Origin of the sequence: Salmonella sp. 741265116_PST (genome assembly GCF_046567715.1) — a bacterium.
GTDB classification, from domain to species: Bacteria; Pseudomonadota; Gammaproteobacteria; order Enterobacterales; family Enterobacteriaceae; genus Salmonella; species Salmonella enterica.
The window spans coordinates 40,681-60,467 of sequence record NZ_JBKFPH010000027.1 but is presented as its reverse complement, the minus strand read 5'-3'; the positions used below and the strand labels follow the sequence as shown (position 1 = coordinate 60,467).

The 19,787-nt window shown below is 53.0% G+C and carries 18 protein-coding genes; 17 read left to right on the top strand and 1 reads right to left on the bottom strand.

The annotated features are described in order from the left end of the window. The 14 genes from mnmG to glmS all read left to right on the top strand — a co-directional run. On the top strand, nt 1–1,371 hold a 1,371-nt coding region (gene mnmG / locus ACLD11_RS17325), incomplete at its 5' end, for a tRNA uridine-5-carboxymethylaminomethyl(34) synthesis enzyme MnmG (RefSeq protein ID WP_411015158.1). Nucleotides 1,372–1,473: 102 nt separating this feature from the next. Continuing rightward, nucleotides 1,474–2,097, top strand: a complete 624-nt coding sequence (rsmG, locus tag ACLD11_RS17320) for a 16S rRNA (guanine(527)-N(7))-methyltransferase RsmG (RefSeq protein WP_001519938.1) — start codon at nt 1,474–1,476, stop codon at nt 2,095–2,097. Nucleotides 2,098–2,712: 615 nt separating this feature from the next. Then, the gene (atpI, locus tag ACLD11_RS17315) at nt 2,713–3,093 is read left to right on the top strand and encodes a F0F1 ATP synthase subunit I (protein ID WP_000116685.1); all 381 of its coding nucleotides are present in this window, start codon (nt 2,713–2,715) and stop codon (nt 3,091–3,093) included. An 8-nt stretch (nt 3,094–3,101) separates the two neighbouring features. Further along, nucleotides 3,102–3,917 (top strand): F0F1 ATP synthase subunit A, encoded by an 816-nt coding sequence (atpB, locus tag ACLD11_RS17310; RefSeq protein WP_000135632.1) that lies wholly within the window; start codon nt 3,102–3,104, stop codon nt 3,915–3,917. 46 nt (nt 3,918–3,963) lie between these two features. After that, on the top strand, nt 3,964–4,203 hold the full coding sequence (gene atpE / locus ACLD11_RS17305) for a F0F1 ATP synthase subunit C (protein WP_000429386.1): 240 nt from the start codon (nt 3,964–3,966) through the stop codon (nt 4,201–4,203). A gap of 59 nt (nt 4,204–4,262) precedes the next feature. Next, nucleotides 4,263–4,733, top strand: a complete 471-nt coding sequence (gene atpF / locus ACLD11_RS17300; RefSeq protein ID WP_183059031.1) for a F0F1 ATP synthase subunit B — start codon at nt 4,263–4,265, stop codon at nt 4,731–4,733. A 14-nt stretch (nt 4,734–4,747) separates the two neighbouring features. Beyond that, complete coding sequence (atpH, locus tag ACLD11_RS17295; RefSeq protein ID WP_001288957.1) at nt 4,748–5,281, top strand: F0F1 ATP synthase subunit delta; 534 nt, start codon at nt 4,748–4,750, stop codon at nt 5,279–5,281. Between the two features lie 12 nt (nt 5,282–5,293). Further along, nucleotides 5,294–6,835, top strand: coding sequence for a F0F1 ATP synthase subunit alpha (atpA, locus tag ACLD11_RS17290; protein ID WP_001176751.1), 1,542 nt, complete (start codon nt 5,294–5,296; stop codon nt 6,833–6,835). A gap of 50 nt (nt 6,836–6,885) precedes the next feature. Further along, on the top strand, nt 6,886–7,749 hold the full coding sequence (atpG, locus tag ACLD11_RS17285) for a F0F1 ATP synthase subunit gamma (protein WP_000896506.1): 864 nt from the start codon (nt 6,886–6,888) through the stop codon (nt 7,747–7,749). 26 nt (nt 7,750–7,775) lie between these two features. Beyond that, nucleotides 7,776–9,158: a F0F1 ATP synthase subunit beta gene (gene atpD, locus ACLD11_RS17280; protein WP_000190499.1), complete on the top strand. Its 1,383-nt coding sequence runs from the start codon at nt 7,776–7,778 to the stop codon at nt 9,156–9,158. Between the two features lie 20 nt (nt 9,159–9,178). Further along, nucleotides 9,179–9,598 (top strand): F0F1 ATP synthase subunit epsilon, encoded by a 420-nt coding sequence (locus tag ACLD11_RS17275; RefSeq protein WP_001251971.1) that lies wholly within the window; start codon nt 9,179–9,181, stop codon nt 9,596–9,598. Nucleotides 9,599–9,827: 229 nt separating this feature from the next. Further along, nucleotides 9,828–10,526 (top strand): Bax inhibitor-1 family protein, encoded by a 699-nt coding sequence (locus ACLD11_RS17270; protein WP_183059029.1) that lies wholly within the window; start codon nt 9,828–9,830, stop codon nt 10,524–10,526. 319 nt (nt 10,527–10,845) lie between these two features. After that, on the top strand, nt 10,846–12,216 hold the full coding sequence (glmU, locus tag ACLD11_RS17265; RefSeq protein ID WP_183059028.1) for a bifunctional UDP-N-acetylglucosamine diphosphorylase/glucosamine-1-phosphate N-acetyltransferase GlmU: 1,371 nt from the start codon (nt 10,846–10,848) through the stop codon (nt 12,214–12,216). A 188-nt stretch (nt 12,217–12,404) separates the two neighbouring features. Next, nucleotides 12,405–14,234, top strand: coding sequence for a glutamine--fructose-6-phosphate transaminase (isomerizing) (glmS, locus tag ACLD11_RS17260; RefSeq protein WP_411012025.1), 1,830 nt, complete (start codon nt 12,405–12,407; stop codon nt 14,232–14,234). Nucleotides 14,235–14,383: 149 nt separating this feature from the next. On the opposite strand, the gene ACLD11_RS17255 is transcribed toward glmS, so the two are convergent. Beyond that, entirely contained in the window at nt 14,384–16,141 is a 1,758-nt protein-coding gene (locus tag ACLD11_RS17255; protein ID WP_411015157.1) for an SgrR family transcriptional regulator, read from the bottom strand. 94 nt (nt 16,142–16,235) lie between these two features. Here ACLD11_RS17255 and ACLD11_RS17250 point away from each other — a divergent pair, with 94 nt between their 5' ends. The 3 genes from ACLD11_RS17250 to pstS all read left to right on the top strand — a co-directional run bounded on the left by ACLD11_RS17250 (nt 16,236) and on the right by pstS (nt 19,682). After that, nucleotides 16,236–17,054 (top strand): shikimate 5-dehydrogenase, encoded by an 819-nt coding sequence (locus ACLD11_RS17250; protein WP_000166709.1) that lies wholly within the window; start codon nt 16,236–16,238, stop codon nt 17,052–17,054. 48 nt (nt 17,055–17,102) lie between these two features. Then, nucleotides 17,103–18,476, top strand: coding sequence for a fructose-specific PTS transporter subunit EIIC (locus tag ACLD11_RS17245; protein WP_001542435.1), 1,374 nt, complete (start codon nt 17,103–17,105; stop codon nt 18,474–18,476). A 165-nt stretch (nt 18,477–18,641) separates the two neighbouring features. Further along, nucleotides 18,642–19,682: a phosphate ABC transporter substrate-binding protein PstS gene (gene pstS / locus ACLD11_RS17240; RefSeq protein WP_000867131.1), complete on the top strand. Its 1,041-nt coding sequence runs from the start codon at nt 18,642–18,644 to the stop codon at nt 19,680–19,682. The last annotated feature ends 105 nt before the right edge of the window (nt 19,683–19,787 follow it).

Below are 19,787 nucleotides of genomic sequence, written 5' to 3'. Positions count from 1 at the left end.
CGCGCTGGCGATCCGCCGTCCATCCCGCTGTCACGCCGTCTGCGTGAACTCCCGCTTCGCGTCAGCCGCCTGAAAACCGGTACACCGCCGCGTATTGATGCGCGCACGATTGATTTCAGCGTGCTCGGCCAGCAAAACAGCGATAACCCGATGCCGGTCTTCTCATTCCTGGTTGATGCTTCTCAGCATCCGCGCCAGATGCCGTGTTACATCACGCATACCAATGAGAAAACCCATGACGTGATCCGCAATAACCTCGATCGTAGCCCAATGTACGCTGGCGTGATCGAAGGGATCGGCCCACGCTACTGTCCGTCGATCGAAGACAAGGTGATGCGCTTTGCCGATCGTAACCAGCATCAGATCTTCCTTGAGCCGGAAGGACTGACCTCTAACGAAATTTACCCTAACGGTATCTCCACCAGCCTGCCGTTTGACGTGCAGATGCAGATTGTCCGTTCCATGCAGGGCATGGAGAACGCGAAGATCGTTCGCCCTGGTTACGCGATTGAGTATGATTTCTTCGACCCGCGCGACCTGAAACCGACTCTGGAAAGTAAATTTATTCACGGCCTGTTCTTTGCTGGTCAAATCAACGGTACTACCGGCTATGAAGAGGCTGCGGCGCAGGGCTTGCTCGCTGGTCTGAATGCCGCGCGTCTTTCCGCCGACAAAGAGGGCTGGGCGCCTGCGCGTTCTCAGGCTTATCTCGGCGTGCTGGTGGACGATCTCTGTACGCTGGGCACCAAAGAGCCGTATCGCATGTTTACCTCCCGCGCCGAATATCGCCTGATGCTGCGTGAGGACAACGCCGATCTGCGTCTGACCGAAATGGGCCGCGAGCTGGGTCTGGTGGATGATGAACGCTGGGCGCGATTCAACGAGAAGCTGGAAAATATCGAACGCGAACGCCAGCGGCTGAAATCGACATGGGTAACGCCGTCTGCGGAATCCGCCGATGAAGTGAATGCGCATTTGACCACGCCTCTCTCCCGTGAGGCCAGCGGCGAAGATTTGTTGCGTCGTCCGGAAATGACCTACGCGCAGCTCACTTCACTTGCCGCATTCGCGCCTGCGCTTGAAGATGAGCAAGCCGCTGAGCAGGTGGAAATCCAGGTCAAATACGAAGGTTATATCGCTCGCCAGCAGGATGAGATTGAAAAACAACTACGTAACGAGAATACGTTGCTGCCTGCCACGCTGGATTATCGTCAGGTTTCCGGTCTGTCGAACGAAGTTATCGCCAAGCTGAACGATCATAAACCGGCGTCTATCGGCCAGGCATCGCGTATCTCCGGCGTTACGCCAGCGGCAATCTCCATTCTGCTGGTATGGCTGAAAAAACAAGGTATGCTGCGTCGTAGCGCTTGATAACACTAATTTGGCGGGGGCGTTTCGCTTGCCCGCCCTACAAATTTGTAGGCCCGATAAGCGAAAGCGCATCGGGCATTTGATTATTAACAGGTAATGACCGTGCTCAACAAACTCTCTCGTCTGCTGGCTGATGCCGGTATTTCTCTTACCGATCACCAGAAAACGCTGCTGGTCGCCTACGTTGATATGCTGCACAAATGGAACAAAGCATACAACCTGACGTCAGTGCGGGATCCCAACGAAATGTTGGTACGCCATATTCTCGACAGCATAGTCGTTGCGCCGTATCTTCAGGGACAGCGTTTTATCGACGTAGGAACAGGACCGGGACTGCCGGGCATCCCGCTGGCTATTGTTCTCCCTGACGCGCATTTCACCTTACTCGACAGCCTGGGCAAGCGGGTACGTTTTCTGCGTCAGGTCCAGCACGAACTGAAACTGGAAAACATCACGCCGGTTCAAAGCCGCGTTGAAGCCTATCCCTCCGAACCGCCGTTTGATGGCGTTATCAGCCGCGCTTTCGCATCGTTGAATGATATGGTGAGCTGGTGTCACCATCTGCCGGGAGAGAAAGGGCGTTTTTATGCCTTAAAAGGGCAATTGCCAGGGGATGAAATTGCCTCACTACCTGACAATTTTAGCGTCGAATCTGTTGAAAAATTACGCGTTCCGCAACTGGAAGGCGAGCGGCATCTGGTGATTATTAAGTCAAACAAAGTTTAATTTTTATCAAAAAAAATAGAAAAAAAACGACGCGGCTTGTGTTAAAAATCGACAGGTATAACGCATTTCAGCGTTGTTACATTTAACTCTGGATTTACGGTTTCGTTTCAACATGACAACGTCGCTTCTTTTGTTAAAACAGAGAGTAATCAACTTTGTAAATATCAGTCTGCTAAAAATCGAATCGAAAAATCACTTTTGCTTGTTAAATTTTTATTATAAATGTCAATGGGGCGTTTTTAAGGTGTAAGCTGGTATTTTTAAAACAGTACCTGGTTTTACGCTTAAATATCAAAAAGATGAAAAGGCATGAATTGACACGTAAATGAATTGCGTAAGCATGAATATGTTTAATGTGTGATCTGGTGCACGCTTTATCGCCAGTGTTTTCGCGCTATTTGCAGTTTTGTACGATCGTTCACACTTTGGCTAAAAGTTAAAAATGCGGGCCAGAGAAAAATATTTAAACATTTATTCACCTTTTGGCTACTTATTGTTTGAAATCACGGGTGCGCACCGTATAATTTGACCGCTTTTTGATGCTTGACTCTAAGTCTTAAAGAACGTTTTATACGACACGCGGCATACCTCGAAGTGAGCAGGAGTAAAAACGTGATGTCTGTGTCGCTCGTGAGTCGAAACGTTGCTCGTAAGCTTCTGTTCATTCAGTTTCTGGCGGTAATAGCAAGTGGATTGCTGTTTTGCCTCAAAGACCCCTTCTGGGGCATCTCCGCAGTATGTGGGGGATTGGCAGTGGCACTGCCTAATATGTTGTTTATGATATTTGCCTGGCGTCACCAGGCGCATACACCTGCTAAGGGCCGCGTGTCCTGGACTTTCGCCTTCGGTGAAGCCTTCAAGGTGTTAGCGATGCTGGTTTTACTGGTGGTGGCGTTGGCGGTTTTAAAGGCGGTTTTTTTGCCGCTGATCGTTACGTGGGTTTTGGTGCTGGTGGTTCAGATACTGGCGCCGGCTGTAATTAACAACAAAGGGTAAAAGGCATCATGGCTTCAGAAAATATGACGCCGCAGGAATACATAGGACACCATCTGAATAACCTTCAGCTGGACCTGCGTACTTTCTCGCTGGTGGATCCGCAGAACCCCCCAGCCACCTTCTGGACGCTCAATATTGACTCCATGTTCTTCTCGGTGGTGCTGGGTCTGTTGTTTCTGGTGATGTTCCGTAGCGTTGCTAAAAAAGCGACCAGCGGCGTGCCAGGCAAGTTTCAGACCGCGATTGAGCTGATAGTCGGCTTTGTGCATGGCAGCGTCAAAGACATGTACCATGGCAAAAGCAAGCTGATTGCGCCGCTGGCCCTGACGATTTTCGTCTGGGTATTCCTTATGAACCTGATGGACTTACTGCCTATCGACCTGCTGCCGTATATCGCTGAGCATTGGCTGGGTCTGCCGGCAACGCGCGTGGTGCCGTCTGCTGACGTCAACATCACCCTGTCGATGGCGCTGGGCGTATTCATCCTTATTCTGTTCTACAGCATCAAAATGAAAGGCATCGGCGGCTTCGCAAAAGAGTTGACGCTGCAGCCGTTCAATCACTGGGCGTTCATTCCTGTCAACTTAATCCTTGAAGGGGTAAGCCTGCTGTCCAAACCGGTATCTCTGGGTCTGCGACTGTTCGGCAACATGTATGCCGGTGAGCTGATTTTCATTCTGATTGCTGGTCTGTTGCCGTGGTGGTCACAGTGGATTCTGAATGTGCCGTGGGCCATTTTCCACATCCTGATCATTACGCTACAAGCCTTCATCTTCATGGTTCTGACGATTGTCTATCTGTCGATGGCGTCCGAAGAGCATTAATTTACCAACACTACTACGTTTTAACTGAAACAAACTGGAGACTGTCATGGAAAACCTGAATATGGATCTGCTGTACATGGCTGCCGCTGTGATGATGGGTCTGGCGGCAATCGGTGCTGCGATCGGTATCGGCATCCTCGGGGGTAAATTCCTGGAAGGCGCGGCGCGTCAACCTGATCTGATTCCTCTGCTGCGTACTCAGTTCTTTATCGTTATGGGTCTGGTGGATGCTATCCCGATGATCGCTGTAGGTCTGGGTCTGTACGTGATGTTCGCTGTCGCGTAGTAAGCGTTGCTTGAATTAAGAGCAATATCAGAAGGTTAACTAGATAGAGGCATTGTGCTGTGAATCTTAACGCAACAATCCTCGGCCAGGCCATCGCGTTTATTATCTTTGTCTGGTTTTGCATGAAGTTCGTATGGCCGCCGTTAATGGCAGCCATCGAGAAACGTCAGAAAGAAATTGCTGACGGTCTCGCTTCTGCTGAACGAGCACATAAGGATCTTGACCTTGCAAAGGCCAGCGCGACCGACCAGCTGAAAAAAGCGAAAGCGGAAGCTCAGGTAATCATCGAGCAGGCAAACAAACGCCGCGCTCAGATCCTGGACGAAGCCAAAACTGAAGCAGAGCAGGAACGTACTAAAATCGTGGCGCAGGCGCAGGCGGAAATTGACGCCGAGCGTAAACGTGCCCGTGAAGAGCTGCGTAAGCAAGTTGCTATCCTGGCTGTTGCTGGTGCCGAGAAGATCATCGAACGTTCCGTGGATGAAGCTGCTAACAGCGACATCGTGGATAAACTTGTCGCTGAACTGTAAGGAGGGAGGGGCTGATGTCTGAATTTGTTACGGTAGCTCGCCCCTACGCCAAAGCAGCTTTTGACTTTGCCGTTGAACACCAAAGTGTAGAGCGCTGGCAGGATATGCTGGCGTTTGCCGCCGAGGTAACCAAGAACGAACAAATGGCAGAGCTTCTCTCTGGCGCGCTGGCGCCGGAAACGCTCGCTGAGTCGTTTATCGCAGTCTGCGGTGAGCAGTTAGACGAAAACGGTCAGAACCTGATTCGGGTGATGGCTGAAAATAATCGTCTGAATGCGCTCCCGGATGTTCTGGAGCAGTTTATTCATCTGCGTGCCGCCAGTGAAGCTACCTCCGAGGTAGAAGTTACGTCGGCAACCGCATTGAGTGAAGAGCAGCTTTCGAAAATCAGCGCCGCGATGGAAAAACGTCTGTCACGCAAAGTGAAGCTGAATTGCAAAATCGATAAGTCTGTAATGGCAGGCGTTATCATCCGGGCGGGTGATATGGTCATTGATGGCAGCGTACGCGGCCGTCTTGAGCGCCTTGCAGACGTCTTGCAGTCTTAAGGGGACTGGAGCATGCAACTGAATTCCACCGAAATCAGCGAACTGATCAAGCAGCGCATTGCTCAGTTCAATGTGGTGAGCGAAGCTCACAACGAAGGTACTATTGTTTCTGTCAGTGACGGTGTTATCCGCATTCACGGCCTGGCCGATTGTATGCAGGGTGAAATGATCTCCCTGCCGGGTAACCGTTACGCTATCGCATTGAACCTGGAGCGCGACTCCGTGGGTGCGGTAGTCATGGGTCCATACGCTGACCTTGCCGAAGGCATGAAGGTTAAATGTACGGGGCGTATCCTGGAAGTTCCGGTTGGCCGCGGCCTGCTGGGACGAGTGGTAAACACCCTGGGTGCGCCAATCGACGGTAAAGGTCCGGTTGATAATGACGGCTTCTCTGCCGTTGAAGCGATTGCGCCGGGCGTTATCGATCGTCAGTCTGTCGATCAGCCGGTGCAGACCGGTTATAAAGCCGTTGACTCCATGATCCCAATCGGTCGTGGTCAGCGTGAACTGATCATCGGTGACCGTCAGACCGGTAAAACCGCGCTGGCTATCGACGCCATCATCAACCAGCGCGACTCCGGCATCAAATGTATCTATGTCGCTATCGGCCAGAAAGCGTCCACCATCTCTAACGTGGTGCGTAAACTGGAAGAACACGGCGCGCTGGCTAACACCATTGTAGTGGTGGCAACCGCGTCCGAATCCGCTGCTCTGCAATATCTGGCGCCGTATGCCGGTTGCGCAATGGGCGAATACTTCCGCGACCGCGGTGAAGATGCGCTGATCATTTACGATGACCTGTCTAAACAGGCTGTTGCTTACCGTCAGATCTCCCTGCTGCTGCGTCGTCCACCAGGACGTGAAGCATTCCCGGGCGACGTATTCTACCTCCACTCTCGTCTGCTGGAGCGTGCTGCGCGTGTTAACGCCGACTACGTCGAAGCCTTCACCAAAGGTGAAGTGAAAGGGAAAACCGGCTCTCTGACCGCGCTGCCGATTATTGAAACGCAGGCAGGTGACGTTTCCGCGTTCGTTCCGACCAACGTAATTTCGATTACCGATGGTCAGATCTTCCTGGAATCTAACCTGTTTAACGCCGGTATTCGTCCTGCGGTTAACCCGGGTATCTCGGTATCCCGTGTAGGTGGCGCAGCCCAGACCAAGATCATGAAAAAACTGTCCGGTGGTATTCGTACCGCGCTGGCGCAGTATCGTGAACTGGCGGCGTTCTCTCAGTTTGCATCCGACCTTGACGATGCCACCCGTAAACAGCTTGACCACGGTCAGAAAGTGACCGAACTGCTGAAACAGAAACAGTATGCGCCGATGTCCGTCGCGCAGCAGTCTCTGGTTCTGTTCGCAGCAGAACGTGGTTATCTGGCGGATGTCGAACTGGCGAAAATCGGTAGCTTCGAAGCCGCACTGCTGGCTTACGTCGACCGTGATCACGCTCCGCTGATGCAAGAGATCAACCAGTCCGGTGGCTATAACGACGAAATCGAAGGCAAGCTGAAAGGCATCCTCGATTCCTTCAAAGCAACCCAGTCCTGGTAACGTCTGGCGGCTTGCCTTAGGGCAGGCCGTAAGGCATTGAGGAGAAGCTCATGGCCGGCGCAAAAGAGATACGTAGTAAGATCGCAAGCGTCCAGAACACGCAAAAGATCACTAAAGCGATGGAGATGGTCGCCGCTTCCAAAATGCGTAAATCGCAGGATCGCATGGCGGCCAGCCGTCCTTATGCAGAGACCATGCGCAAAGTGATTGGTCACCTTGCGAACGGTAATCTGGAATATAAGCACCCCTACCTGGAAGAGCGCGACGTTAAACGCGTGGGCTACCTGGTAGTGTCGACCGACCGTGGTTTGTGCGGTGGCTTGAACATTAACCTGTTCAAAAAGCTGCTGGCGGATATGAAGGCATGGTCCGATAAAGGCGTTCAGTGCGAACTCGCAATGATCGGCTCTAAGGGCGTGTCATTCTTTAATTCCGTAGGTGGCAACGTTGTCGCTCAGGTGACAGGTATGGGGGATAACCCTTCGCTGTCCGAACTGATCGGTCCGGTTAAAGTGATGTTGCAGGCCTACGACGAAGGCCGTCTGGACAAGCTTTACATTGTCAGCAACAAATTTATTAACACCATGTCTCAGGTGCCGACGATCACTCAACTGCTGCCGCTGCCGGCGTCAGAAGATGATGATCTGAAGCGTAAAGCCTGGGATTACCTGTATGAACCCGACCCGAAAGCGCTGCTGGATACTCTCCTGCGTCGTTATGTGGAGTCTCAGGTTTATCAGGGCGTGGTAGAAAACCTGGCCAGCGAGCAGGCCGCACGAATGGTGGCGATGAAAGCCGCAACCGATAATGGCGGCAGCCTGATTAAAGAGCTGCAGTTGGTATACAACAAAGCTCGTCAGGCCAGCATTACTCAGGAACTCACCGAGATTGTCTCGGGGGCCGCCGCGGTTTAACCAGGTTATTTCGTAGAGGATTTAAGATGGCTACTGGAAAGATTGTCCAGGTAATCGGCGCCGTGGTCGACGTCGAGTTCCCTCAGGATGCCGTACCACGCGTGTACGATGCCCTTGAGGTGCAGAATGGTAATGAGAAGCTGGTGCTGGAAGTTCAGCAGCAGCTTGGCGGCGGTATCGTGCGTACCATCGCGATGGGGTCTTCTGACGGTCTGCGTCGCGGTCTGGATGTAAAAGATCTCGAACACCCGATCGAAGTCCCGGTAGGTAAAGCCACGCTGGGTCGTATCATGAACGTCCTGGGCGAACCGGTCGACATGAAAGGCGAGATCGGCGAAGAAGAACGTTGGGCGATTCACCGCGCAGCGCCTTCCTACGAAGAGTTGTCAAACTCTCAGGAACTGCTGGAAACCGGTATCAAAGTTATCGACCTGATGTGTCCGTTCGCGAAGGGCGGTAAAGTCGGTCTGTTCGGTGGTGCGGGTGTAGGTAAAACCGTAAACATGATGGAGCTTATCCGTAACATCGCGATCGAGCACTCCGGTTACTCTGTGTTTGCGGGCGTAGGTGAACGTACTCGTGAGGGTAACGACTTCTACCACGAAATGACCGACTCCAACGTTATCGATAAAGTATCCCTGGTGTATGGCCAGATGAACGAGCCGCCGGGAAACCGTCTGCGCGTTGCATTGACCGGTCTGACCATGGCGGAGAAATTCCGTGACGAAGGTCGTGACGTACTGCTGTTCGTCGATAACATCTATCGTTACACCCTGGCCGGTACGGAAGTATCCGCACTGCTGGGCCGTATGCCTTCCGCAGTAGGTTACCAGCCGACTCTGGCGGAAGAGATGGGCGTTCTGCAGGAACGTATCACCTCCACCAAAACCGGTTCTATCACCTCCGTACAGGCGGTATACGTACCGGCGGATGACTTGACTGACCCGTCTCCAGCCACCACCTTTGCGCACTTAGATGCAACCGTGGTACTGAGCCGTCAGATCGCATCCCTGGGTATCTACCCGGCCGTTGACCCGCTGGACTCCACCAGCCGTCAGTTGGATCCGCTGGTTGTTGGTCAGGAACACTACGACACCGCGCGTGGCGTTCAGTCCATCCTGCAGCGTTATCAGGAACTGAAAGACATCATCGCCATCCTCGGTATGGATGAACTGTCTGAAGAAGATAAACTGGTGGTAGCACGCGCGCGTAAAATTCAGCGCTTCCTGTCCCAGCCGTTCTTCGTGGCGGAAGTATTTACCGGTTCTCCGGGCAAATACGTTTCCCTGAAAGACACCATCCGTGGCTTTAAAGGCATCATGGAAGGCGAATACGATCACCTGCCGGAGCAGGCGTTCTACATGGTCGGTTCCATCGACGAAGCCGTGGAAAAAGCCAAAAAACTTTAACGCCTTAATCGGAGGGTGATATGGCAATGACTTACCACTTGGATGTCGTCAGCGCGGAGCAACAAATGTTCTCCGGTCTGGTCGAGAAAATCCAGGTTACGGGTAGCGAAGGCGAACTGGGGATTTACCCGGGGCACGCGCCGCTGCTCACCGCCATTAAGCCTGGTATGATTCGCATCGTTAAGCAGCACGGTCATGAAGAGTTTATCTATCTGTCCGGCGGCATTCTGGAAGTGCAGCCTGGCAGCGTGACCGTTCTGGCGGATACCGCGATTCGCGGTCAGGATCTCGACGAAGCGCGAGCCCTGGAAGCGAAGCGTAAAGCCGAAGAGCACATTAAGAGCTCGCACGGTGACGTGGATTACGCTCAGGCGTCTGCGGAACTGGCCAAAGCGATCGCTAAACTGCGCGTTATCGAGTTGACCAAAAAAGCGATGTAACACCGGCTTGAAAGCATAAAACCAGTCTGATTGCGGACTGGTTTTTTTTTATCCTCTCAATTTTTATTCGATAAACTAGCAACGACAAAAACAAGCGGCTGAAGGCGATGCGTTTTCAGCGACAGCGCTGTTTTCATTAAATCCTTCTTTCTGTCATTGGCATCTGCACATTGTGCGAAGAAGGAAGGAATGGATGCGTTTTTATTGCATTAAATGAGGGATTATTACTATGTCATTTCAGCCGTCCTTTGCGGGTCCACAACCCGACTCAAGGATTGATCGTACTACCTTTATTCGTCGCGCTTATCTCCATCTCGCCGTCGCCATCGTCGGTTTTATCGTGTTGAGCGCGGCATGGATGTTCATAGGGGTCGGCGAGCTTATGCTTGATGTCCTGCTGGCTGGCGGAAAATATAGCTGGTTGGTGGTTCTCGGCGCTTTTATGCTGGTGGGAATGCTGGCAACACGACTGGCGGATGATGCTGGCTCTAACCATACGCAACTTATTGGTCTGGGGATTTATGTTCTGGCGGAATCCCTGATTTTTGCCCCGTTGTTAACGCTGGCTGCGTATATTAACCCGTCGATCATTGGCGCGGCGGCGATTACGACCCTGTTGCTGGTTGGCGGCCTGACGTTTACCGCTTTTTCCACAAAAAAAGATTTTTCATTTCTGCGCTCGCTTTTGACTATGGCTGGATGCATTGCTCTTGGGGCGATTATTGCCAGCGTCATCTGCGGCTTCTCGTTGGGCGTCTGGTTTTCTGCGCTAATGGTACTGCTATGCGCTGGGTTTATACTTTACGATACTTCTAACATTATTCACCATTACCCTACCGATCGTCCTGCTGGCGCGGCGTTACATCTGTTCGCTTCTATCGCGACCATGTTCTGGTATATTTTGCGGATTTTTATGTCGCGTAATTAAGTAAAAAATACGCGCAACGGAAAACCAGCGGCCCCTGTCGCTGGTTTTTGCTTTTCTGACCCCCCTGCGCTTTACTACGTTATCTTCTTTATTTATGGTGCAAAAAAACAGCAAAAACATCGGACTACGTTGCCAATACGCGGGTATTTTTACTTTTCAGGAGACAAAAGGCGCGCTAATGAACGAAAATGATTCATTAGCAGGCGGGGATGTTATCCCGGTGAGCGTTTTATCCTTCTTCCATTTTACGATGAAAAAAATGTAGTATTTTCAACGTGAAACAGTATAAATTCGTTCTCAAATTACAGTCAGGACGCGTATGTTAAATAGTGCTATGAGCGTAGTGATCCTTGCCGCAGGTAAAGGCACGCGCATGTATTCCGATATTCCTAAAGTGCTGCACACGCTGGCGGGTAAACCCATGGTGCAGCATGTCATTGATGCAGCAACTAAATTAGGGGCCGCACAGGTTCATCTGGTCTATGGCCACGGTGGCGAGTTGTTAAAACAGACCCTGAAAGATGACAAGCTGAACTGGGTGCTCCAGGCGGAACAGTTGGGAACAGGTCACGCAATGCAGCAGGCCGCGCCCTTCTTTAGCGACGATGAAGATATTTTAATGCTTTACGGCGACGTGCCGCTGATTTCGGTTGAAACCTTACAGCGCCTGCGCGATGCCAAACCGCAGGGTGGTATTGGGTTATTAACCGTGAAGCTGGACGATCCGAGCGGCTATGGCCGTATTACGCGTGAAAACGGTAAAGTGACCGGCATCGTTGAACATAAAGACGCCACTGATGAACAGCGTCAGATCCAGGAAATTAACACCGGTATTCTGATCGCCAACGGCGCGGACCTGAAACGCTGGTTGTCTAAGCTGACTAACAATAATGCGCAGGGTGAATATTATATCACTGATATCATTGCGCTGGCTTATCAGGAAGGACGGGAAATCGCCGCGGTGCATCCGGCTCGCATCAGCGAAACGGACGGCGTGAATAACCGTCTACAGCTTTCTCGTCTGGAGCGTATTTACCAGGCCGAACAGGCGGAGAAACTGCTGCTGGCAGGGGTGATGCTGCGTGATCCGGCACGTTTTGATCTGCGCGGTAATCTGGCTCACGGGCGTGATGTCGAAATTGACGCTAACGTTATCATCGAAGGTAACGTGGCGCTCGGTCATCGCGTGAAGATCGGCGCAGGCTGCATTATTAAAAACAGCGTCATTGGCGATGGCTGCGAAATTAGCCCATACAGCGTGGTGGAAGATGCGCATCTGGAAGCAGCCTGCACCATCGGTCCGTTTGCTCGCCTGCGTCCCGGCGCGGAGCTGTTAGCGGGCGCTCACGTCGGCAATTTCGTTGAGATGAAAAAAGCGCGCCTCGGTAAAGGTTCTAAAGCCGGTCATCTGACCTACCTGGGCGATGCGGAAATTGGCGACAACGTGAATATCGGCGCGGGGACCATCACCTGTAACTATGATGGCGCGAATAAATTCAAAACGGTTATTGGCGACGATGTGTTTGTCGGCTCCGATACCCAACTGGTGGCGCCGGTTACTGTTGGTAAAGGGGCTACCATCGCCGCAGGGACTACCGTCACCCGTAACGTAGCTGACAATGAACTGGTATTAAGCCGCGTGCCGCAGGTGCATAAGCAAGGCTGGCAGCGTCCGGTGAAGAAAAAGTGATTTTGTAGGCCGGATAAGCGTCAGCGCCATCCGGCAGACCGGAGATGAGAAGATAAAATAATCCTCCGCTCCATGAGCAGTACTTATAAAAATAACCCCACTCTCTACAAGGCTCGGGGCACCCGCAACGACGGGCATACAGGTCAGCGACAACGCATGGCGTAATGCCATAATCAGGAAATAAAACTATGTGTGGAATTGTTGGCGCTATCGCGCAGCGTGATGTAGCTGAAATCCTTCTTGAAGGTTTACGTCGTCTGGAATACCGCGGATATGACTCTGCCGGTCTGGCCGTGGTTGATGCAGAAGGTCATATGACCCGCCTGCGTCGCCTCGGTAAAGTACAAATGCTGTCTCAGGCCGCGGAAGAACATCCGCTGCATGGCGGCACCGGTATTGCTCACACTCGCTGGGCGACGCACGGCGAACCTTCAGAAGCTAACGCGCATCCGCATGTTTCTGAACACATTGTGGTGGTGCATAACGGCATCATCGAAAACCATGAACCGCTGCGTGAAGCGTTAAAAGCGCGTGGCTATACCTTCGTTTCTGAAACCGACACCGAAGTGATTGCACACCTGGTAAACTGGGAACTGAAACAGGGCGGTACTCTGCGTGAGGCTGTTCTGCGTGCTATCCCGCAACTGCGTGGTGCGTACGGTACAGTGATCATGGATACCCGTCACCCGGATACCCTACTGGCTGCACGTTCTGGTAGCCCGCTGGTGATTGGCCTGGGTATGGGCGAAAACTTTATCGCTTCTGACCAGCTGGCGCTGTTGCCAGTGACTCGTCGCTTTATCTTCCTTGAAGAGGGCGATATCGCTGAAATCACTCGCCGTTCGGTAAATATCTTCGATAACACCGGCGCGGAAGTAAAACGTCAGGATATCGAATCCAATCTGCAATATGACGCGGGCGATAAAGGTATTTACCGCCACTACATGCAGAAAGAGATCTACGAACAGCCGAACGCGATTAAAAACACCCTTACCGGGCGCATCAGCCACGGTCAGGTGGATTTAAGCGAGCTGGGACCGAACGCCGACGAACTGCTGTCGAAGGTTGAGCATATTCAGATCCTCGCCTGCGGTACGTCTTACAACTCCGGTATGGTTTCCCGTTACTGGTTTGAATCGCTGGCAGGTATTCCGTGCGACGTTGAAATCGCCTCTGAATTCCGTTATCGCAAATCTGCCGTGCGCCGTAACAGCTTGATGATCACCCTGTCACAGTCTGGCGAAACCGCAGATACCCTGGCTGGCCTGCGTCTGTCGAAAGAGCTGGGATATTTGGGCTCTCTGGCAATTTGTAACGTGCCGGGCTCTTCGCTGGTGCGTGAATCCGATCTGGCGCTGATGACCAACGCGGGTACGGAAATTGGCGTAGCATCTACCAAAGCCTTTACCACCCAGTTAACCGTGCTGTTGATGCTGGTGGCGAAACTGGCGCGTCTGAAAGGTCTGGATGCGTCCATTGAGCATGATATCGTTCATGGCCTACAGGCGCTGCCGAGCCGTATTGAGCAGATGCTGTCGCAGGACAAACGTATCGAAGCCCTGGCGGAAGATTTCTCTGACAAACACCATGCGCTGTTCCTGGGGCGTGGCGATCAATATCCGATTGCGCTCGAAGGCGCGCTGAAGCTGAAAGAAATCTCTTACATTCACGCGGAAGCCTATGCTGCAGGCGAGCTGAAACACGGTCCGCTGGCGCTGATTGACGCCGACATGCCGGTGATTGTGGTGGCACCGAACAACGAACTGCTGGAGAAACTGAAATCCAACATCGAAGAAGTTCGCGCACGTGGCGGTCAGTTGTACGTCTTCGCCGACCAGGATGCGGGTTTTGTGAGCAGTGACAACATGCACATCATCGAGATGCCGCATGTGGAAGAGGTGATCGCGCCTATCTTCTATACCGTTCCGCTGCAACTGCTGGCGTATCACGTGGCGCTGATTAAAGGCACCGACGTTGACCAGCCGCGTAACCTGGCGAAATCAGTGACGGTAGAGTAAGTCAAATGTAGAACCAGGCAGAAGGCCGTCGACAGACGGCCTTTTTTTGTGCGCCGTGACAGGCGCTGTTCTTTCTCTATGGTGGCTGAAGAGCGACTAAGAGGTGCTACGCCTGCCTGCGCTACGGGCACCCGGTCACATTCTCTTCTTTAAGGCCCTGGTTCAATCCAGGTGGATCGGAAATCAAACCACCCCAGGTTATTCAGGTGGATCCCCCTGGCCCGGTCGGGGCCTTTGAGTCGCATCCAGTGGTGAAAAAGCGGTTGTAGCCAGCCTGAACGGGTGGTTTCCCTGACCAGTTGTTCCGCGCTGATTGTTTCGGCATGCCACTGGGTTTCCCATTGGGCCAGCAGCGCATCATCCCCACCGCTGATGGCGTGGCGCAGTAAAGGGGAGCCCAGTAGCCATGTACCGACGTTCCACTCTTCGGGAACGGGGAAATTGACCGTCCCCAGCCAGAGATCAACCTCGGCCTTGCCGCTTGCCCAGTCATCATAATTCAGTGCAACGCCCTCAAGTAAAATGCCCTGCTGGCGCATGATCTCTTGCATGATATCCAGGAGCATTGGAAATTCAGGGTGCTGATCGTGATAGGCCAGACGCAGTTTCGCGTAGGGCGACGACGAGATAAAAGGTGAACAGGCCGGGCCCGCTTCAATAGTATGAAACCAGGAGGACAGCAGGCTGCCGCCCGGTACCCAGAAGGGGCGAATTGCCTCACTCAGATGCTGGAGTAAGGCGTAAGGGCTGAGTGTTTCCCGCAGCCAGCGGCGATGTTCGGCGGTATGCCAGTGCGGGGAGCGGCTGTCGCATAATAAAAAATAGCCTCCACGCTCAAGAAACATCTCGCGCAGGTTGTCAGAAGGTTTGCCCGCTACCTGGCTAAGCCGTTCGGAAACGTAATCCTCATCGCTCAGGCTGGAACTGAGCCAGGCTGCCGTGTCGTTATCCGACAGCGATTCCGCCAGGTTGTCTGTCTCCGTTAAATTCGGCCAGATAAAGACCTCCACTTCATCCAGCAGCCCGCGCAGACCGAAATAGTGGTAAAAGGCCTTCATTTGCAGATGAAAGCCATTGTTTTCCACCACCTCATAAGGGCCAGTCCCCACAGGATGTGCCGGGAAATCAGCGCGTTGTGTATGGTCAGGCGGTAGGATCATGGCATCAATATGGCTGAGTAGTAGCGGCAGTCGGTTATCCGGATGCACCAGCGTAATTTCAAGGCTCAGCGGCCCGGTGGCCTGAATAGTCTGCAAGTGCGAGAACAGCGGCAGCTTAGCGCTACGGGTCAGTGAAGCGATAACCGCGTCGATCGTCAGCTCCTGGCCATCATGCCAGAGGACGGCGGGGCGCAGATAAAAACGCCAGCGCAGTGGATCAATCTGCCGCCAGTGGTGGGCAAGATCGGCTTCGACTTCACCTTTTTCCTCATTTATGCGCGTCAGGCCGCTAAAAATCTGCCTGACCAGATGCTGCTCAGAGCGACGCAACGGTATGCCGGGGCACAGCGACGGCATTGTCCGGTAATAGGGGATGCACAGCCGCTGATAGTCCGCCCGCACGCTATAGCCCAGTTTTGAGCGCAGCAGTTGCGCCACCTGGTGCTTATTTTTACCCAGCAGTTGAATGGCCTGATCAACATGACCAGACTCCAGTAACTGCTCCGCCTTTTCGCTTAATAGCTGTTCTGGTTTATAGCGCAGGTGAAGCCGGGCGCGATGCCCACGTCCGGCCTGTGATTGCCAGATGAGCCACTTTGCCTCCTGCATCTGAAGCAACAGATTACGCATATGCCGCCGGGTGCAGAACAACACATCCGCCAGCTCCTGTAATGTCACGCTAACAGGCTTGTCGCCATAGTGCTGGAGTAGCTTTAAGTATTTTTGTTCAGTGTGCCGGGTTGTCATAAAAGGTGAAATTTCCCGAACGGGAATGAGCAATTTTTAATATCCCCTTTTTAGCCGATGATTTTCTCTATCGCAACTTCTATGAGGATTCATCATGACAAAGCGCATTAATAAAGATACTCAGGTCTGCATGTCCCTGGCGGCACGCCCAAGTAACTTCGGTACACGCTTTCACAACTATCTGTACGAAGCGCTGGATCTCAATTATCTCTACAAAGCTTTCTCGCCGACCGATCTTACGCAGGCCATTAGCGGCGTGCGCGGTCTGGGGATCCGTGGGTGCGCGATCTCTATGCCGTTTAAAGAAGCCTGCATTCCGCTGGTGGATGAACTGGATGCTTCTGCTCAGGCCATTCACTCAGTTAATACCATTGTGAATACCAATGGCCATCTGAAGGCGTACAACACGGATTACATTGCAATAGCTCGCTTGCTGGCGAATTACAAGGTCTCTCCCGACCTGGTGTTTGCTTTGCGTGGCAGCGGTGGTATGGCAAAGGCGGTGGCCTGCGCGCTGAAAGATGCGGGGTTTACCCGTGGTTATATTGTCGCGATTGATGAAGCGTCAGGTAAACAATTGGCCGAACTCTATGGCTATGAATGGCGCCCGGATACCGACGGTATTGAAGCCGATTTGTTAATTAACGCCACGCCTATCGGAATGGCTGGCGGTAATGATGCCGACAAACTCTCTTATTCCGAACAGGAAGTGGATAAGGCGAGCGTTATCTTTGATGTGGTGGCGCTACCGCCCGTCACGCCGCTAATCCGCTACGCCCGTGAACGCGGTAAAACCGTGATTACCGGTTCCGAAGTGTTTGCTATTCAGGCCGTGGAGCAATTTGTCCTTTATACCGGGATTCGCCCGGATGACGCGCTGTTCCAGAAAGCAGCGGCCTGGTCACGTCTGTAACATTTTTTCCCGCTTTTTCTTTAAATTAAAAGAACAGGGTACCCTACTATGACTAAAAAAATTGTTGCTGTGACGGCCTGTCCGACGGGCGTCGCCCATACCTTTATGGCGGCAGAAGCGTTGGAAATTGAAGCCCGCAAGCGTGGTGACTGGATCAAGGTTGAAACCCGCGGTTCCGTCGGGGCGAAGAACACGCTGACCGCGGAAGAGATAGCGCAAGCGGATGTGGTGATTATCGCGGCGGATATTGAACTGGATCTGTCAGGCTTTGTTGGCAAAAGACTCTATCGCACCAGTACCGGCGCGGCGCTAAAAAAGAGTGCGCAGGAAATGGATAATGCTTTCAATAGCGCCGAGGTCTATCAGGGGAGTGCCGGGCGCTCTTCTTCAGCTGGTAAAACAGAGCTACCCGGCGTTTATAAGCATTTAATGACCGGCGTATCCCATATGCTTCCCCTGGTGGTTGCGGGAGGATTGTGTATCGCGCTCTCTTTTGTCTTCGGTATCCAGGCCTTCAACGAGCCGGACACGCTGGCGGCTGCGTTATTTCAAATCGGCGGTAAGGCGGCCTTTGCGCTGATGGTGCCGGTACTGGCTGGGTTTATTGCCTTCTCAATTGCCGATCGTCCGGGTCTGGCCCCGGGGCTTATTGGCGGGATGTTGGCCAGCCTGTGCGGCGCTGGTTTCCTGGGTGGGATTGTGGCCGGTTTTCTGGCCGGTTACAGCGTACGGTTTCTGGCGCAAAATATTAAGCTGCCGGCGTCGATGGAAGCGCTTAAACCTGTGCTGGTTCTGCCGCTACTGTCTACGCTGATTACCGGCCTTATCATGATTTACGTGGTGGGTGGCCCCGTTTCTGCGGTGATGGAGGGGCTGACGACGTTCCTGGGGAATATGACCTCTACGAATGCGATCTTGCTGGGAATGTTGCTGGGCGCAATGCAAGGTTTTGACCTTGGCGGGCCGGTGAATAAAGCTGCGTATACCTTCGGCGTTGGTTTACTGGCTTCTCATTCTTATATGCCAATGGCGGCCATTATGGCGGCAGGGATGGTTCCGGCATTAGGAATGGGCGTCGCAACCTGGGCGGCCAGAGCGAAATTCAATGCCGCTGAGCATGAAGCGGGTAATGCATCTTTTATCCTGGGGCTGTGCTTTATCTCTGAAGGGGCGATTCCCTTCGCCGCGCGTGACCCGATGCGCGTCATCCCTTCCACGATGGTCGGTGGCGCAATCGCCGGGGGACTGTCCATGTATTTCGGTTGTACGTTGATGGCGCCACACGGCGGTCTCTTTGTCCTGGCGATCCCGCATGCGGTAGAACATGTGATGCAGTACCTGCTCTCGATTGCCCTGGGCACTATTGCCTGCGGCCTGATGTACGCGTTGTTGAAACCGTCTGCGGTTGCGCAAACAGTTTAATTCATCTCCCCCTGCAGGCTGGTCTGGTGTCTCCCCGGGCCAGCTTTTTTATTTCCATTGTCATCAAACCGTCATAATCAAGACATATAACTGTCATCAATTTGTCCTATTTTGCTCATCGTAGCAACTCAAACAATGATTTACCGAAACCGTGCAGGAGACATTATGAAAGTTATGCGTACCACTGTCGCAACTGTTGTCGCCGCGACCTTATCGATGAGCGCGTTCTCTGCCTTTGCAGCAGCAAGCCTGACAGGTGCCGGTGCAACGTTTCCTGCGCCGGTGTATGCCAAATGGGCGGATACCTACCAGAAAGAAACCGGTAACAAAGTCAATTACCAGGGGATAGGCTCTTCCGGCGGCGTGAAACAAATCACCGCGAATACCGTTGATTTCGGCGCTTCCGATGCGCCGCTGTCTGACGAAAAACTGAATCAGGAAGGCCTGTTCCAGTTCCCGACGGTGATCGGCGGCGTGGTGCTGGCGGTGAATATTCCAGGCCTCAAATCCGGCGAACTGGTGCTGGATGGTAAAACACTGGGTGACATCTACCTCGGTAAAATCAAAAAGTGGGATGATGAAGCCATCACCAAACTGAACCCAGGCGTGAAGCTGCCTTCTCAGAACATCGCTGTGGTGCGTCGCGCTGACGGTTCCGGTACCTCCTTCGTGTTCACCAGTTACCTGGCGAAAGTCAACGACGAGTGGAAGTCGAAAGTGGGCGCGGGTTCTACCGTGAACTGGCCAACCGGCCTGGGCGGTAAAGGTAACGACGGCATCGCGGCATTTGTACAGCGTCTGCCAGGCGCTATTGGCTACGTTGAATACGCTTATGCCAAGCAGAACAACCTGGCCTACACCAAACTGGTTTCTGCCGACGGTAAACCGGTAAGCCCGACGGAAGAGAGCTTCTCTAATGCGGCGAAAGGCGCAGACTGGAGCAAAACCTTCGCGCAGGATCTGACCAACCAGAAAGGTGACGATGTGTGGCCAATCACCTCCACCACCTTTATCCTGGTCCACAAAGCGCAGAAGAAACCTGAGCAGGGTGCTGAAGTGCTGAAGTTCTTCGACTGGGCCTACAAAAATGGCGCTAAGCAGGCGAATGATCTGGACTACGCCAGCCTGCCGGATAACGTTGTTGAGCAGGTTCGTACCGCCTGGAAGACCAGTATAAAAGACAGCAACGGTAAGGCGCTGTATTAATTAACGAATTGGCGGATGGCGCTACGCTTATCCGCCCTACGGTTTCGACCGCAGGCCCACGTTGTAGGCCGGATAAGCGTAGCGCCATCCGGCAGGGGCAACGTC

Bases quoted from the DNA above. Each gene is read 5' to 3' on its own strand.
- atpI (WP_000116685.1), top strand. From the start codon at position 2,713: ATGTCTGTGTCGCTCGTGAGTCGAAACGTTGCTCGTAAGCTTCTGTTC.
- atpB (WP_000135632.1), top strand. From the start codon at position 3,102: ATGGCTTCAGAAAATATGACGCCGCAGGAATACATAGGACACCATCTG.
- atpE (WP_000429386.1), top strand. From the start codon at position 3,964: ATGGAAAACCTGAATATGGATCTGCTGTACATGGCTGCCGCTGTGATG.
- atpH (WP_001288957.1), top strand. From the start codon at position 4,748: ATGTCTGAATTTGTTACGGTAGCTCGCCCCTACGCCAAAGCAGCTTTT.
- atpA (WP_001176751.1), top strand. From the start codon at position 5,294: ATGCAACTGAATTCCACCGAAATCAGCGAACTGATCAAGCAGCGCATT.
- atpG (WP_000896506.1), top strand. From the start codon at position 6,886: ATGGCCGGCGCAAAAGAGATACGTAGTAAGATCGCAAGCGTCCAGAAC.
- atpD (WP_000190499.1), top strand. From the start codon at position 7,776: ATGGCTACTGGAAAGATTGTCCAGGTAATCGGCGCCGTGGTCGACGTC.
- ACLD11_RS17275 (WP_001251971.1), top strand. From the start codon at position 9,179: ATGGCAATGACTTACCACTTGGATGTCGTCAGCGCGGAGCAACAAATG.
- ACLD11_RS17270 (WP_183059029.1), top strand. From the start codon at position 9,828: ATGTCATTTCAGCCGTCCTTTGCGGGTCCACAACCCGACTCAAGGATT.
- glmU (WP_183059028.1), top strand. From the start codon at position 10,846: ATGTTAAATAGTGCTATGAGCGTAGTGATCCTTGCCGCAGGTAAAGGC.
- glmS (WP_411012025.1), top strand. From the start codon at position 12,405: ATGTGTGGAATTGTTGGCGCTATCGCGCAGCGTGATGTAGCTGAAATC.
- ACLD11_RS17255 (WP_411015157.1), bottom strand. From the start codon at position 16,141: ATGACAACCCGGCACACTGAACAAAAATACTTAAAGCTACTCCAGCAC.
- ACLD11_RS17250 (WP_000166709.1), top strand. From the start codon at position 16,236: ATGACAAAGCGCATTAATAAAGATACTCAGGTCTGCATGTCCCTGGCG.
- ACLD11_RS17245 (WP_001542435.1), top strand. From the start codon at position 17,103: ATGACTAAAAAAATTGTTGCTGTGACGGCCTGTCCGACGGGCGTCGCC.
- pstS (WP_000867131.1), top strand. From the start codon at position 18,642: ATGAAAGTTATGCGTACCACTGTCGCAACTGTTGTCGCCGCGACCTTA.